Annotated in this window: 14 protein-coding genes; 4 read left to right on the top strand and 10 right to left on the bottom strand. The window is 64.2% G+C overall.

Annotated elements, in window-relative coordinates:
- Window positions 1-268 precede the first annotated feature (268 nt).
- From MOV80_RS14270 to MOV80_RS14230, 9 genes are all read right to left on the bottom strand, one after another.
- A complete protein-coding gene (locus MOV80_RS14270) occupies window positions 269-958 on the bottom strand; it encodes a Crp/Fnr family transcriptional regulator (protein ID WP_249605235.1) in 690 nt (229 codons plus the stop codon).
- A 138-nt stretch (window positions 959-1096) separates the two neighbouring features.
- Window positions 1097-1297 carry a DUF3079 domain-containing protein gene (locus tag MOV80_RS14265; RefSeq protein WP_249605234.1) on the bottom strand — a complete coding sequence of 67 codons (201 nt, stop codon included), beginning with the start codon at window positions 1295-1297 and terminating at the stop codon, window positions 1097-1099.
- Window positions 1298-1843: 546 nt separating this feature from the next.
- The gene (locus tag MOV80_RS14260; RefSeq protein WP_249605233.1) at window positions 1844-3673 is read right to left on the bottom strand and encodes a VWA domain-containing protein; all 1830 of its coding nucleotides are present in this window, start codon (window positions 3671-3673) and stop codon (window positions 1844-1846) included.
- Window positions 3674-3678: 5 nt separating this feature from the next.
- Complete coding sequence (locus MOV80_RS14255) at window positions 3679-4482, bottom strand: CbbQ/NirQ/NorQ/GpvN family protein (protein WP_249605232.1); 804 nt, start codon at window positions 4480-4482, stop codon at window positions 3679-3681.
- 10 nt (window positions 4483-4492) lie between these two features.
- Complete coding sequence (locus MOV80_RS14250) at window positions 4493-4747, bottom strand: cytochrome C oxidase subunit IV family protein (protein WP_019103331.1); 255 nt, start codon at window positions 4745-4747, stop codon at window positions 4493-4495.
- A gap of 65 nt (window positions 4748-4812) precedes the next feature.
- A complete protein-coding gene (locus MOV80_RS14245) occupies window positions 4813-5388 on the bottom strand; it encodes a cytochrome c oxidase subunit 3 (RefSeq protein WP_249605231.1) in 576 nt (191 codons plus the stop codon).
- A gap of 22 nt (window positions 5389-5410) precedes the next feature.
- A complete protein-coding gene (locus tag MOV80_RS14240) occupies window positions 5411-6838 on the bottom strand; it encodes a cbb3-type cytochrome c oxidase subunit I (RefSeq protein WP_118268368.1) in 1428 nt (475 codons plus the stop codon).
- A 33-nt stretch (window positions 6839-6871) separates the two neighbouring features.
- Window positions 6872-7363 carry a cytochrome c gene (locus MOV80_RS14235; RefSeq protein WP_269473792.1) on the bottom strand — a complete coding sequence of 164 codons (492 nt, stop codon included), beginning with the start codon at window positions 7361-7363 and terminating at the stop codon, window positions 6872-6874.
- Between the two features lie 493 nt (window positions 7364-7856).
- Window positions 7857-8213 (bottom strand): NADH-quinone oxidoreductase subunit A, encoded by a 357-nt coding sequence (locus MOV80_RS14230; RefSeq protein WP_019103334.1) that lies wholly within the window; start codon window positions 8211-8213, stop codon window positions 7857-7859.
- 398 nt (window positions 8214-8611) lie between these two features.
- Here MOV80_RS14230 and gdhA point away from each other — a divergent pair, with 398 nt between their 5' ends.
- Window positions 8612-9952 carry an NADP-specific glutamate dehydrogenase gene (gene gdhA / locus MOV80_RS14225; protein WP_249605230.1) on the top strand — a complete coding sequence of 447 codons (1341 nt, stop codon included), beginning with the start codon at window positions 8612-8614 and terminating at the stop codon, window positions 9950-9952.
- A 65-nt stretch (window positions 9953-10017) separates the two neighbouring features.
- Here gdhA and MOV80_RS14220 read toward each other — a convergent pair whose 3' ends face one another.
- Window positions 10018-12279 carry a penicillin-binding protein 1A gene (locus tag MOV80_RS14220; protein ID WP_238537426.1) on the bottom strand — a complete coding sequence of 754 codons (2262 nt, stop codon included), beginning with the start codon at window positions 12277-12279 and terminating at the stop codon, window positions 10018-10020.
- 292 nt (window positions 12280-12571) lie between these two features.
- Here MOV80_RS14220 and MOV80_RS14215 point away from each other — a divergent pair, with 292 nt between their 5' ends.
- From MOV80_RS14215 to MOV80_RS14205, 3 genes are read left to right on the top strand one after another with little or no spacing between them, the layout of a single operon-like run.
- The gene (locus MOV80_RS14215) at window positions 12572-13609 is read left to right on the top strand and encodes a pilus assembly protein PilM (RefSeq protein ID WP_019103337.1); all 1038 of its coding nucleotides are present in this window, start codon (window positions 12572-12574) and stop codon (window positions 13607-13609) included.
- Complete coding sequence (locus MOV80_RS14210; protein ID WP_019103338.1) at window positions 13609-14199, top strand: PilN domain-containing protein; 591 nt, start codon at window positions 13609-13611, stop codon at window positions 14197-14199. The genes MOV80_RS14215 and MOV80_RS14210 overlap by 1 nt, the downstream gene beginning before the upstream one ends.
- On the top strand, window positions 14196-14810 hold the full coding sequence (locus MOV80_RS14205; RefSeq protein ID WP_043589788.1) for a type 4a pilus biogenesis protein PilO: 615 nt from the start codon (window positions 14196-14198) through the stop codon (window positions 14808-14810). The genes MOV80_RS14210 and MOV80_RS14205 overlap by 4 nt, the downstream gene beginning before the upstream one ends.
- Window positions 14811-14812 lie beyond the last annotated feature (2 nt).

Here is a 14812-nt window from a genome sequence, read left to right as displayed (position 1 = left end):
CGCTTTATTGGAGATGTGGGCGTCCGGGAAGTGGACCAACCGCGATACCTGTGTGCGGCAGTGTTATCGCCTGGCGGGGTTCAAGAATATGGTCACTGCCCGCCAGGCGCTGGTGGGCGCGCCGATGCCAGAGCCTTTGGCCGTCCGAAGGCAACGCGCCATGTGGGAGACGCCATAGGCGGCTGCTCGGCGGGCCTATCGCATTGAATCGTTTCCGCGTGGGTATCGCTGCGCTTCTCCCACCCTACGATTGGGGGCGTAGGGCGTTTTAGGCGCAGCTGCCGAAGGCCTTCAGCCTCTCCACATCCACCAGCGTGATGTCGCGTCCGTCCACCTGGATCAGCTCCGCTTCGATCAACTGGTGCAGCATGCGCGAGAAGGTTTCCGGGGTCAGGTTGAGCCGGGAGGCGATCAGGCTTTTGTTCACCGGCAGCGATACCTGCGGCGTGAGGCTGTCGCCCTCCTCCGGGATGTGTTGCAGCAGATAGCCAATCACCCGCTGCAAGGAGCTTTCTATGGAGTAGCGCTCCACGTCCCGCACCAGGCCGTGCAGGCGCAACGACAGGCCGGCCAGCAAGCGCCGGGCAAAGGCCGTGTCGTGGTCTATCGCTTGCAGGATGCCGGCTGCTTCCACTTTGAGCAGCATGCCGTCTTCCAGAAACTGGGCCATTACCGGGCAGGGCCGGCCCAGGAACATCACCGCCTCGGCAAAGCTCTGGCCGGGGTGGACGATTTCCATCACTTTTTCACTGCCCTGCGCCGAGGACAGCGCCAGCTTTACCCGGCCGTACACCACCAGGAACATGCCGTCGCAGGGATCGCCCTTCTGGAAGATCACCTGGCCTTTAAGGCCGCGCAGTTCTTGGGTGTACGGCACCAGCGCTTGTATCTGTTCCGGGGAGAGTTGCTGAAACAGCGGCTGGTGGCGCAGGAAGGAGGGAATGTCCAGATGGCTCATGACGGTGTGGCTCGATAAGGGTGGGGGCTTACACTATAAAATCGCGCTCCGCCCACGGCCATGCGCCATTGGCAGCAGCGGCCTAGTTCGATGTGATTAGAGCCGGCCGCGTGGCGGGAGAAACGGGGAATTGTCTTGTCAGCCTTCTTTGAGCACGACAGGCGAGTCTTCCAGGCCCCAGTCGCCGTGCAGATACCAGTCATCGCCCAGCACTTCCGCCGGGTGCTGGGTGCGGCTGGAGCCGTTGCCGCATTGCAGGGAGTGGGCGGGGCAATACAGATCGCAACCCCAGCAGATGCGTTCGGGGTGGGCGGGGTGAAGCGGGAATTTTTTGGCCATGGAATCCTTCTGTGTTCGCGATGTTCATCATTTTCGAATCCGCTTCGCGGATGATGATTTAGGGCCGGTTCCGCCGTGACCGAGCGAGGCAAGCGCAGCGTCGCGAGGGAATAAAACGGAAAGGGAGATTTGCGCGGCCAAATCTCCCTTTACCCTAAAGGCCGCCCTGCAAGCCTGGCCTACGGCTTCCCGCCGGGTCCCGTCAGGCCCGAGGCGCGGCTGAACTCGCACCGCGCTAACGTCGCGGTGCTCGAACAAGCAGCCGCTTAAAACCTCGGGCCTGCCACCCGTCGGCAGGCTTGAAGGGAGCTGGGGCACGTCGAATTCGTATTTGCCTGCGTCTCTTAACCCGCCCCTCGGGAACCTGAAAAAGAAACGGAACCATGCCATGCATAGCGCAGACGGACTTGGCGCAACATCAAACAATTGCCATTCAGCCCGCTAAAGCGGCTAACAAAATCCCTGAGGCAAGGCGCGCCGACGCAGACAGTACATTGAGTACGGCAAGTCGGCGCAACGCAGCATCAGGGGTTTTGTTTGCTGCGTTCATGCGGTAAGGCTGGCATACAGCCGGGTCAACGCCTGCGGCAACCTCTCCGCCTGCCGCACCAGCGCATAACCGTTGCGGCCGAACAAATGCGGCAGGTAGTCGCCCGCCTCGCGGTCTATGGTCACGCAGAACGGCGTCAGGCCGGCGCGGCGGGCTTCCAGCACCGCCTGGCGCGTGTCTTCTATGCCGTAGCGGCCTTCGTAATGGTCCAGATCGTTGGGCTTGCCGTCCGAGATCAGCAACAACAAACGGCGCCGCGCCGGCCGCTGGCTCAGGATGCGGGCGCACTGGCGGATGGCCGCGCCCATGCGGGTGTAGTAGCCGGGCCGGATGGCGAGGATGCGGCCGCGGGCGGCGTCGTCGTAACGCTCGGCAAAGTCTTTGAGGATTTGCAGCCGCACTTCCTGCCGCCGCAGCGAGGAGAAGCCGTACAGGCCGAAGTCGTCGCCGCTGGCGCTCAGAGCCTCGGCGAACAGCAACAGGCTGTCGCGGATCACGTCGATTACCCGGCCGGTTTCGCCCAGCCAGCTTTCGGTGGACAAGGACAGGTCAGCCAGGGTCAGGCAGGCCAGGCTGCGCTCGCCCGGCGGCCAGTCCTGATACAGCGCCGGCTCGCTGAGCGCCGCGCCGCCGCGTCGTTCCGCGAGGAAGCGGATCAGCCGGTCCAGATCGATGTCCGGCCCTGCGGTTTCGCCGCTGCGCCGGCGGCGCTCCGGCGCCAACGACTGGAATTGCCGCCGCAGCCGGCGCGCCAGCGGCTGCAAACGCTCCGGCAGCGGGGACGGCGCGGCGTCGCGGGGCAGCATCGGCCGCAATAGGCAGTGGTCCTCCACCAGGCATTGCCGCTTCCAGTGCCATTCCGGCAGCTTGATGCCCGGCCCCAGCGGGGTGTCGTCGTAGGCGGCGGCCGGCAGGTCGAGATCGAAACGCAGCCGGCTGCCGCGAGTGTGGGCGTCTTGGCCCAGGGTCAGCCGGTTCATGTCTTCGGCGGCGATTTCGCCATTGCCGTCATCGTCGTCGTCGTTGTGGCGGTTGACTTTGACGTATTCGTCCCAGGTGAACAGGCTTTCCGCGCGGAACACCATCAGCATGCCGTTCTTGCGCGGATCCTGTTCCATGCGCCGGGCGCGATAGCGGCGGCGCTGACGCTGGGCGTCCTTGCCGCCTCCGCGTTCGCCGTCGGCGTGGCGGCTGCCCTGCCCGTCCGCCTCCGCCAATGGCGGCTGCGGATGCAGCCACAGCGGCACCGGCTGCGGCGGCCGGCTCAACGGCGGCAGCGTCACGGCGTGTTCCGGCCGGCTCAGCGCCGCCTGGATAGCGCGCTCCACCGCGGCCTCCGCCGGCGGCAGGCTGGCGGGGTTCGGCCGCAGTTCCAAGGCGGCCGCCGCCAACCGGTGGTAAACGGCGGCCAGGCCAGGCATGTCCGCCAAGGCGCGCGCCGCGGCCAGGCGGTTGCGGCTCAGCCAGTCGCCATCGCAGCCGGCGGCGTAAGCGGCCTGGGCCAGCAGCCAGAAATAGCAGTCGCGGTTGAGGGGGGCTCTGGGAAAGCAGTCGATGCGCTCCGGCAGGTAGAGCGCCTGGCTGTCGCGCCAGGCCAGTTCCACCCTAGACCCGGTGCCGGCCAGCCGCTGCAGCCAGCCGCGGCGCGCGCCGTGCTCGGTGCCCACGGTGGAGCGCAGCGCCAACGCCGGGTCGCCGCCCATGGCGCGGAAGAACAGCGGCGCTTGCGCCGTCACCTGCGCCAGCTCCGCCGCGCATTCCGGAAAGCCGCGCCGCGCCGCGCGCCGCGCCAATTTGTCCCACCAGCCGCCGACAATGTCTTCCATGCCGCTCAGCCGGGGAATTGGGTCTGGATCACCGCCAGCAGCGCCGCCACGGTGTCGGCGTCGTCGCTCAGCGGCTCCGCCAGCGCGGTGCGGCAGGCTTGCCAGGGCGGCAGGCCGGCCTGGATCAGCTTGGCGGCGTACACCAGCAGCCGGGTGCTGGCGGCCTCTTCCAGGTCGTAGCCGGACAAGCGCCGCAGCTGGCCGGCCAGCGTCACCAGTTGGCGCGCCAGCGCTTCGCCTATCCCGCTTTCCCGCATCAGCACGCCGATTTCCACTTCCGGCGGCGGAAAATCGAAAGCCATGGCGACGAAGCGTTGGCGGGTGCTGGGTTTCAGCGTTTTCAGCACGTGTTGGTAGCCGGGGTTGTAGGACACCACCAGCATGAAGCCCGGCGGCGCTTGCAGCACTTCCCCGGTGCGCTCCACCGGCAGGATGCGGCGGTCGTCGGTCAGCGGGTGCAACACCACGGTGGTGTCTTTGCGCGCTTCCACCACTTCGTCCAGATAGCAGATGCCGCCTATCCGCACCGCGCGGCTCAGCGGGCCGTCGCACCAGACGGTGGCGCCGTCGGCGATCAGGTGGCGGCCCACCAGATCGGCGGCGCTCAGGTCGTCGTGGCAGGAGACGGTAATCAGCGGCAGGCCGAGCCGCGCCGCCATATGAGCGACGAAGCGGGTCTTGCCGCAACCGGTTGGCCCCTTGATCAGCACCGGTAATTGTTGACGCCAAGCGGCTTCGAACAGCTCGCACTCGGCGCCTTGCGGCTGGTAAAAGGGGACGGGGATAGTCAGGAGTTCAGGCGCGTTCATCGGCGTTCCTTCAGATAAAGCTGAGCAGCAGCGCGGCCGACACCAGCGCCAGCCAGCCCTGCACCAGCGCGCGCAGCCAGCGAGGCGCGTCGCGCAAGCCCATATAGCGCTCCGCCAGCAGCACGCCCTTGAGCCAGGCCAGGCCCAGCGCGATCAGCGCCAGATGCGGCAACCGGCCGCCTTCGGCCAGCCAGGCCGCCAGCAGGGTCAGCCCGGACAAGAGCAGCCACAGGCCGGTTTGCGCAAGAGGGGTGGGATAAGTCATGTGGCTAGGATGCCGATGCGGCGCGGCGGCCGCCTTGATGCGAAATAAGGCTTTGCGCGGCCGCGCTATCTCGCCACGTAGACCAGGGCGAACAACAGCAACCACACCAGATCCACCATATGCCAATAGGCGGCGGCGGTTTCCACCTCATCCATGGACTCCGGCGTGTAACGGCCGTTGCGGGCCAGTCGCCATACCGCCGCCACAATCACCATGCCCAACACCACATGCAGGAAATGAAACACCGTCAGCGACAGGTAGAACATCCAGAAATCGTTGCTGGACAAGGTGATGCCTTGCAAGGCCTTGCCCACCAGCTCATAGCCTTTCAAGCCGAGAAAGCCGCCGCCGGCCAGCAAGGTCAGCGCCAGCCAGCGCCGCCCGGCGCGTTGCCGCCCGGCGGAAAAGGCGCTGAGCGCGGCCAGCATGGCGGCGCTGCCGGCCAGCAGCAGCAGGGTGTTGAGCGTGGGCAGGCCCAGCTCCAGCTCGCCCTGCCCTGCCGCGAACAATTCCGGCTGTTGTCGGCGGGCCCAGGCATAGGCCAGGAAGAACACGCCGAACACCGCCAGCTCGGCCAGGATGAAACACCACATCGCCAGATCGCCCGGCACGCGGCGCTCGGGCTGCGCGCTCAGCTCCATGCCAAGATCTTCCGCGCCGCCATCAATCCTCGCGCTTGCCGGTGACGAAGAAGCTGATCACGTACAACACCAGCCCGCAGAAGAAGCTGATGCCAAACACCCAGCGCCCCCAGTAGATGGGCATGATCCGCTCCTGCGTCTCCATGAAGGACAGCGGCGCAGCGGACATCCGTTGCAACCACACCTGCACCGCGCCGGCGGCGGTCAGGCACAAGGTGATGGCCACAATGGACAGGGTCATCACCCAGAACGCGGTTTTTTCCACCTTCTGCGCCTGCGCGCAATTGGCCTCGCGGCCGCGCAGCAGCGGCATGGTGTAGGAGATCATGGTCAGCACCACCATCACGTAAGCGCCGTAGAAAGCCATATGGCCGTGGGAGGCGGTCACCTGGGTGCCGTGGGTGTAGTAGTTGACCACCGACAGCGTGCCGATGAAGCCCCACACCCCGGCGCCCAGGAAGGACATCACCCCGGTGCCCAGCGCCCACAGCGTGGCGGCCTGGTTGGGGTGCTCGCGGCGGCGGCGCTTGACCATATTGAAGGCGAACAGGGTCATCATGAAGAAGGGCACCGGTTCCAGCGCGGAGAAGATGGAGCCCCACAGCTGCCAGTAGGCCGGCACGCCTATCCAGAAATAATGGTGGCCGGTGCCGATGATGCCGGTGATCAGGGTCATGGCGATGATCAGGTACAGCCATTTTTCGATCACCTCGCGGTCCACCCCGGTCACCTTGACCAGGACGAAGGCCAGCATCGCGCCCATGATCAGTTCCCACACGCCTTCCACCCACAGGTGCACCACCCACCACCAGTAGTATTTGTCCAGCACCAGGTTGTTGGGGTTGACGAAGGAGAACAGGAAGAACACGGCCAGGCCCCACAGGCCCAGCATCATCACGATGCTGATGCTGGTCTTGCGGCCGGCCAGCAGGGTCATGGACAGGTTGTAGAGGAAGGACAGCGCCACCAGCACGATGCCCACTTTGGTGATCAGCGGCTGTTCCAGATAGCCGCGGCCCATGGTGGGCAGCAGATCGTTGCCGGTGAGCCGGGCCAGCTCATGGTAAGGCAGGCCCAGGTAGCCGAGTATGGTCAGCGCGCCGGCCACCAGAAACACCCAGAAGGTGATGATGGCCAGCCGCGGGCTGTGCAGTTCGCGCTCGCTCTCTTCCGGGATCAGGTAGTAGCCCGCGCCCATGAAGCCGAACAGCAGCCAGACGATCAAGAGGTTGGTGTGCACCATGCGCGCGGTGCCGAAGGGCACGGCGGGAAACAGGAAATCGCCGATCACGTATTGCAGGCCGATGATCAGACCAAACACGATCTGGCCGATGAACAGGCCGATGGCGGCGATGAAATAGGGTTTGGCCACGGCCTGCGAGCGGTAGCGCACCTGCGCGACGGCTGCGGTCGCGCCGCGCGGCGGCGTGGCCACGGTAGCGTTGCTCATTGTGTTCTCCAAAGATAAAGGGATGGGACGGGATCAGCCCTCGATATTGGGCGGCCAGTTATTGGTGTTGATCTGCGACGCGTATTTCAGGAAGGCCACCAGGTCGTCCAGCTCGGCCGGGTTCAGGTGGAACTGCGGCATCTGGCGGCGGCCCGGCGCGTTGGTCGGCATCGCCTGCATCCAGCCCTTGATGAATTCCGGGCCGCGGCGCACGTAGACGTTGCCCAGTTCCGGCCCAAAGTAGGCGCCCTCGCCTAGCAGGGTGTGGCAGCCGCCGCAGCTGCGCGTCTCCCAGATCTTCTTGCCGCGCACCGCTTGTTCGGTGAGCTGGGCCTTGGCGTTATGGCTGGGCAGGGCCAGGGTGGTGTCCAGGGTCAGCCCCAGGAACAACAGGAAAAAGAAAACCGAGCCGCCGTAAAAAATATTGCGGGCGGTCGATTTGGTGAAGCTCGCGCTCATCATGTCCTCCTCGAATGCTTGCACCGCCGGCGCGGTACTCGGGCCGAACTGTACGGATTCGGGCATTCGGGGAGCATTGATTCGAATCAACGATTTCCAGCAGTCCGGCTGCCTACACGGCGCCAGCCGCCATCGCCAGCCACAAGGAGGCCGCCATGATCCGCCCTGTCCCCCCTTCCCCGCGCCGGACTGGACGCCGCCGCCGCCATACTTCGCGCGCCATCCCACGAGTACTCGCAATGCGCGCCATCGACATCCTTGTTGAGCAACACCGCGCTTGCGGCACGCATTCACCGCCGGTGAAACGGCGATCCTCGCGCAGGACTGGGCCTTGGCCCTAAGAACGTGTTTACGATCTCGCGAGCTAAGGTGAAACAAGACGAAAACGGTTGAAGAAGCGGAACGTACAGGTGGTACATGAGCATTCTGAAAGCGTTTTTATCGCCCGCCTGAACGACATCGCGCCGGCCGGCGCGTCTTATCCTGAGGCGCTTCCCAAAAAAACAAACCCGCGCCGGCAATGCGGGCGCGGGTGCGAGAGCGCTGGCTCAGCCTATCCTCAGTCCCACTGCAGGGCGCCCTTCTTCCATTCATAGATGAAGCCGACGACCAGCACGCCCAGGAACACCGCCATCGCGCCCAAGCCAAAACCGCCCAGCTCCTTCAGCGTCACCGCCCAGGGGATCATGAAGGCGACTTCCAGATCGAACAGAATGAACAAGATGGCCACCAGGTAGTAGCGGACATCAAAGCGCATGCGCGCGTCTTCGAAGGCCTCGAAGCCGCATTCATACGGCGATAGTTTTTCCGGATCCGGCCGGTTGGGCCCCAACAACTTGCCCATCAGCAGCGGCACCACTCCCACCAGCAGTCCGACAACGATGAATAACAGGATGGGAAAGTAATTCTGCAGCATGGGGCCGACTCCTCCGGATAGTTTGCAAAAAGAGATAGACCGCCCCCAAGCGCCAAGTTTGCACCCCGAGGAAAATATACCGATGGAAAGCGGCCCGTCATGACGACCAGGCCGGGGGGGAGAGCAACGGGGATATCGGTTACACTGGGGATTCCCGCGTCGTCCGGCCACCCCGAGCGACGCGGCTCACGGCCCCGCGTCCGATCGGACCCGCTCGCCCCCGCCGCCCTGCGGCAAGCTCGCCCGCCACCCGCGGCCAGGCAGACATACCACCGCTTCGCCGGACACCTCGCTCACAACTCATATCAAGCTTCGGCGTTGCGGACCGCTCTTTACACGACCCATGACAACACAGGGCCGGCTCATCCGCTCGGCCCGCCACACCAAAGGTCTTGTCCATGCACCATGCTCTGCAAACTTTATTGGACCGGGTTCGCCTGCGCGACCCGGAACAAATCGAATTTCACCAAGCCGCGGCGGAAGTGCTGCACGGCCTGGACGATTTCCTGGGTAGCCATCCTCACTTCTTCGACCACGGCTTGCTGGAGCGGCTGCTGGAGCCGGAGCGCGTCATCCTGTTCCGCGTGTCCTGGGTGGACGATCACGGCCACGTCCAGGTCAATCGCGGCTACCGGGTGCAGATGAACAGCGCGCTGGGCCCGTACAAGGGCGGCCTGCGCTTCCATCCCTCGGTGACGCTGGGCACGCTGAAATTCCTGGCTTTCGAACAAACCTTCAAGAACGCCTTGACCGGCCTGCCGCTGGGCGGCGCCAAAGGCGGCGCGGACTTCGACCCCAAGGGCAAGAGCGAGGGCGAGGTGATGCGCTTCTGCCAGGCCTTCGCCAGCGAGCTGTTCCGCCACATCGGCGCCGAAACCGATGTGCCGGCCGGCGACATCGGCGTCGGCGCGCGCGAGATCGGCTATCTGTTCGGCCAGCACAAGCGCTTGAGCAATCAGTTTTCCGGCGTGTTCACCGGCAAAGGGCCCAGCTACGGCGGTAGTCTGATGCGGCCGGAGGCCACCGGCTACGGCCTGGCGTATTTCGTCGAGCGCATGCTGGCCACGCGCGGACAGACGCTGGCCGGCCAGCGTGCTGCCTTGTCCGGTTCAGGCAACGTCGCGCTGTACGCGGCGGAAAAGCTGCTGGCGCTGGGCGTCCAGGTAATCAGCCTGTCGGATTCGGAAGGCACGCTCAGCCTACCGGAGGGCCTCAGTCCGGACTTGCTGGCGGCATTAGTCGAACACAAGCACCAACGCCGCGGCCGGCTGGCCGCTTTCGCCGCCAACCACGGCCTGGACTTTCTCGTTGGGCAACGGCCGTGGCGTTTGCGCTGCGATATCGCGCTGCCCTGCGCCACGCAAAACGAACTGGACGCCGACGACGCGGAAGCGTTGTTGGCCAATGGCTGCTTCTGCGTGGCGGAAGGGGCCAATATGCCCTGCTCCGCTCAAGCGGCGCAGCGCTTTCAGCGGGCCGGCGCGCTGTACGCGCCAGGCAAGGCCTCCAACGCCGGCGGCGTGGCGGTGTCCGGCCTGGAAATGAGCCAGAACGCCACCCACTTGCCCTGGAGCGCACAAGAGGTGGACGCCCGGCTGCGCCGTATCATGGAGGAGATTCACGAGGCCTGCATGCGGCACGGAGCCCAGCCGGACGGCGCCGTCGACTACGCCCGCGGCGCCAATGTGGCGGCCTTTGGCAAGGTGGCGGCGGCGATGCTGGCGCAAGGCGTGATCTAAGCTAACCGCCCATGCAAAAGCCCCGCCGGGAGGCGGGGCTGTGCAGCATTGAATGGAACACGTTTTTAGAACAACTGGTCTTTGACGTTCTCCACCGCATCCTGAGCGGCTGGCTTGTCCGGCGTCTCGCTGGCGCCGCCGCTGGCGTCTCCGCCCGCGCCCGGCACTGCTCCATGGTTGTCCACTTTCAGTTCCGGATTAGTCTTTTGGAACTCTTCGTAGTAGTACTCGTCGCCGCCGCGCTGGCCGGCGCCGGCCTTGACCACGATGCCTTCCGGCACCGGCATGTCCACCTCCGGCTGGCCCTTGAGCGCGTTGGCCATGTAATTGATCCACACCGGCAGCGCCGCGGTGCCGCCGTAACCGTAGCGGCCCAACGAGCGCGGTTGATCAAAGCCCACCCAGGCGGCGGCCACCAGGTTGGGGTTGTAGCCTACGAACCAGGCGTCCTTCCAATCCGAGGTGGTGCCGGTTTTGCCGGCCAGATCGGTGCGGCCCAGGCTCATCGCTCGGTAGCCGGTGCCGTAGCGCACCACGTCCTTGAGCATGGAGCTCATGATGAAGGCGTTGCGCGGGTCTATGGCCTGCGGCGCGTTCTGGCCTGCGACGGTGGGCACGGTCTTGGCCAACACGCGGCCGGACTGGTCTTCGATACGGTCGATGAAATAGCCCTTGCTGCGGTAGCCGCCGTTGGCGAACACCGAGTAGCCCTCCACCATTTGCAGCGGCGTCACCGCGCCGGCGCCCAGCGCCATGGTCAGGTAGGCCGGATGCTGCTTGGCGGCGAAGCCGAAACGCTGGATGTATTGCTGGGCGTAATCGGTGCCGGTGGCCATCAGCACCCGCACGGACACCAGGTTTTTGGACTGGGTCAGGCCGCTGCGCATGGTGATCATGCCGGCGAATTTGCCGTTGTCGTTCTTGGGTTCCCAGCGCTGACCGTCCGCGCCCACCACCGACAGCGGCGCGTCGTTGATCATCGTGGACGGAGTCAGGCCGCGTTCGATGCCGGCGGAGTAGATAAAGGGCTTGAAGGTGGAGCCGGGCTGGCGCCAGGCCTGGGTCACATGGTTGAAGCTGCGACGGTTGAAGTCGAAACCGCCCACCAGCGAGCGGATCGCGCCGGTGCGGGTGTCCATGGACACGAAGGCGCCCTCCACTTCCGGCATCTGCACGATTTCCCAATAGCCTTTTTCATGCGCGCGGATGCGGATTACCGAACCGCGGCGGATCTGCTGCGCCGCGCTGACCTTGCCGCCCAGCGAGCGGCGGGCGAAGTCCAGGCCGTTGCCCTTGATCACCGCCACCTTGCCGCCGCGCATATAGGCGCGAACTTCCGCCGGGCTGGCGGACAAGACGATGGCCGGCAGCATGTCGCCGCTATCGCGCAGCTCGCTAATGGCGTCGTCCAGCGCCTCGGTCTGCTGTTCGCCTTCGGCGCCGGACAGTTCCACCGTGCTCTCGGGGCCGCGGTAGCCCATTTTGCGGTCGTAATCCACCAGGCCGGCGCGCAAGGCGTCGTACGCCCATTTCTGGTGGCGGCTGTCCAGCGTGGTGTAAACCTTGAAGCCTTCGGTGTACGCCGATTCGCGATAGCGCTCATACATCGCCTGGCGCACCATTTCCGCCACATACTGCGCCGGCTGGCTGCTGCTGTCCGCGCTCTGGCTGGCCAGCTTCATCGGCTCCGCCAAGGCTGCGTCGTATTGCTCCTGAGTGATGAAGTTGAGCTCGCGCATCCGGCGCAGCACGTATTGCTGGCGCAGACGGGCGCGGTCCGGGTTGACGATGGGGTTGTAGGCGGACGGCGCCTTGGGCAGGCCGGCCAGCATCGCCATTTCCGCCACGGACAAGTCCGCCAGCGGCTTGCCGTAATAGGCCTGCGCCGCGGCGGAGAAGCCGTAGGCGCGCTGCCCCAGATAGATCTGGTTGAAGTATAGCTCCAGGATCTGATCCTTGGTCAGCGTGTGTTCGATCTTGAAGGCCAGCAGCGCTTCGTTGAACTTGCGGGTAAAGGTTTTCTCGCTGGACAGAAAGAAGTTCTTTGCCACCTGCATGGTGATGGTGCTGGCGCCGGAACGAGCATGTCCGGACACCAGATTGCCAACTGCCGCGCGCACCACGCCAACGTAATCAACGCCGCTGTGCTGGTAGAAACGCTCGTCCTCTGCCGCCATCACCGCCTGCTTCATGAGCTGCGGCACTTCGTGGATGCGGGAGAAAGAACGACGCTCTTCGCCGAATTCGCCTATCAGTTGATTGTCGGCGGAATATACGCGAAGGGGAATTTTCGGACGATAGTCCGTCAGTACATCAAGACTCGGCAAGCGCGGGTAGGTTATGATGATTGCAATGGCGCCTGCGCCAGCAACCAATACGGCTCCACCTAGAAACAGACCTGCAAGTATTGCGAGGATTCGTCTTAGCATATTTACAATGGGCTTTCACTGGAAACCGGATTATAACGTCTTGTGAAAGCAGGCAAGACAAACAATGGCAGCGACAGGCCAAAAAACTGTCGCATAGGACCAATCGAGGCACCTGATGCTTATCGACAAACTCAAATCCGCCCCTCCCTGGCTAGAACAACTTGGATTGGGGAAGGCTAAAAATGTTCCAATGTTGGGACTGGATATCAGCAGCACCGCCGTCAAAATGGTGGAGCTATCCCGCTCGGGTAAAAATTGCCAGGTTGAGCGCTATGTGATTGAAACCTTGCCCAAAGACGCGATCAGCGACGGCAACCTGGTGGACATCGAAGGCATAGCGGAAACCCTGCGCCGCGCCTGGAAGCGGCTGGGCAGCCCCACCCGCCACGTCGCCATCGCCATTCCCACCGCGATGGCTATCTATAAGAAGCTGCTGGTGCCGGTCAGCCAGACCGACAACTTGGCGGAATTGATCGAATCCGAAGCCAACCAGAGCATTCCCTTCCCGCTGGAAGAGGTGAATCTGGACCATCAGGTACTGGGGCCGGCTCCGTCCAGCATCGACGATCTGGAAGTACTGCTTTGCGCCGCCCGCAAGGAAAAAGTGGAAGAACGCGTAGCGGTGGTGGAGATGGCAGGCCTGCGCGCTCAGGTGGTGGACGTCGAGTCCTTCGCCATGATGACGGCCTTTGAACAAGTCGAGCAGCAGTTGCCGGAACAAGGCATGAACCAAACCTTCGCCCTGTTCGACATCGGCGCCACCCGCATCCACTGCAACGTCATTCGCAACAACCAGCAAGTTTATTACCGCGAGCAGGTGTTCGGCGGCCAGCAATTGACGCGCGACATCCAGCGCCGCTACGGCATCAGCTACGAAGAAGCGGAAAGCGGCAAACGCGGGATGAGCCTGCCGGACGGCTATGAGTCCGAACTGATGCATCCTTTCGTCGACTCGCTAGCGCAGGAGATACAGCGCGCGCTGCAGTTCTTCTACACCACGGTCAGCGTGTCGCAATACCTGCGCGTCGACTACATCCTGTTGGCCGGCGGCTGCAGCATGCTGCCGGGGCTGGACGACGCGGTGGCCGGCCGCACCCAGATCAGCACCATGATCGCCAACCCGTTCAGCACCATGGTGCAATCCAGCCATATCCGCCTGAAGGAGCTGCTGATGGACGCGCCGGCGCTGCTGGTGGCCTGTGGCCTGGCCATGCGGAGGTTCGACTGATGATACGCATCAACCTCCTACCGCACCGCGAACAGAAAAAAGCGGCGCATCGGCTGCGCTTCCAGGTGATGTTGGGACTCACGCTGGTGGCCTCGCTGGCCTTGGTGGTGCTCAGCTATCTGATCATCGGCGGCCGCCTGTCTCATCAACAACAGCGCAACGATTTCCTGCAAGGCGAAATCTCCAAGCTGGACAGCCAAATCAAGAATATCGGCACCTTGAAAAAGCAACGCGACGATCTGCTGTCGCGCAAGCAACTGGTGGAACGGCTGGAACAGGGCCGCAACGAGGGCGTCCACGTTTTCGACCAGCTGGTGCGCCAGACCCCGGACGGCGTCTATCTAAAAAGCTTCAAGCAAGCCGGCAACCAATTCACGCTGTCCGGCTACGCGCTGTCCGGCGCGCGGGTTTCCAACTATATGCGCAGCCTGGCCCAATCCAATGTTTTTGACGCGCCGGTGCTGGTCGAAGTGAAGGCCTCAAACATCAACGGCCAGCGCGCCAACGAATTCACCCTGAACTGCAGCCTGCGCGAAGCCGCCCCGCCCAAAACCGGCCAGCCCGCCGCCGCCCACGGAGCCAAACCATGACGCTGGACGAATTGCGCACGCTGGACCCCAAGGACATCGCCAACTGGCCGCTGCAGGGTCAGGCCATCGCGCTGGCGCTGCTGGTCGCCTGCTTCGTGGGCCTCGGATATTTCTTCGTGCTCAGCGATGAACTGGACCGCCTCAACGGCGCCAAGCAGCAGGAAGAACAGCTCAAGCAGACTTACGTCGACAAGAAACGCCAGGCGGTCAACTTGGACGCGCTGCAACAGCAATTGAAGGAAATCGACGCCTCTTTCGGCGCCCTGCTCAAACAGCTGCCGACCAAATCCAACATGGACACGCTGCTGACCGAGATCAACCAAGCCGGCATCGGCCGCGGACTACAGTTCGAGCTGTTCCGGCCTAATCCGGAAATCAAGACGGCCGAAATGGCGGAAGTGCCGATCACCATTCGCCTGACTGGCAGCTATAACGACTTGGCCGCCTTCGTCAGCGATGTGGCACAGCTGTCCCGCATCGTCACCATCGTCGACATCAGCCTGACGCCGGACGCCAAGGGCGCGCGCCTGACCATGGACGCCACCGCCAAGACCTTCCGGGCGCTGGAGCCCGAGGAGCGGGCCATACAGCCGGCCCCCGCCAACAAGTGAGC

Source organism: Chromobacterium sp. IRSSSOUMB001 (assembly GCF_023507765.1).
Taxonomy (GTDB): Bacteria; Pseudomonadota; Gammaproteobacteria; order Burkholderiales; family Chromobacteriaceae; genus Chromobacterium; species Chromobacterium haemolyticum.
This window is presented reverse-complemented; position numbering and strand designations above follow the sequence as displayed.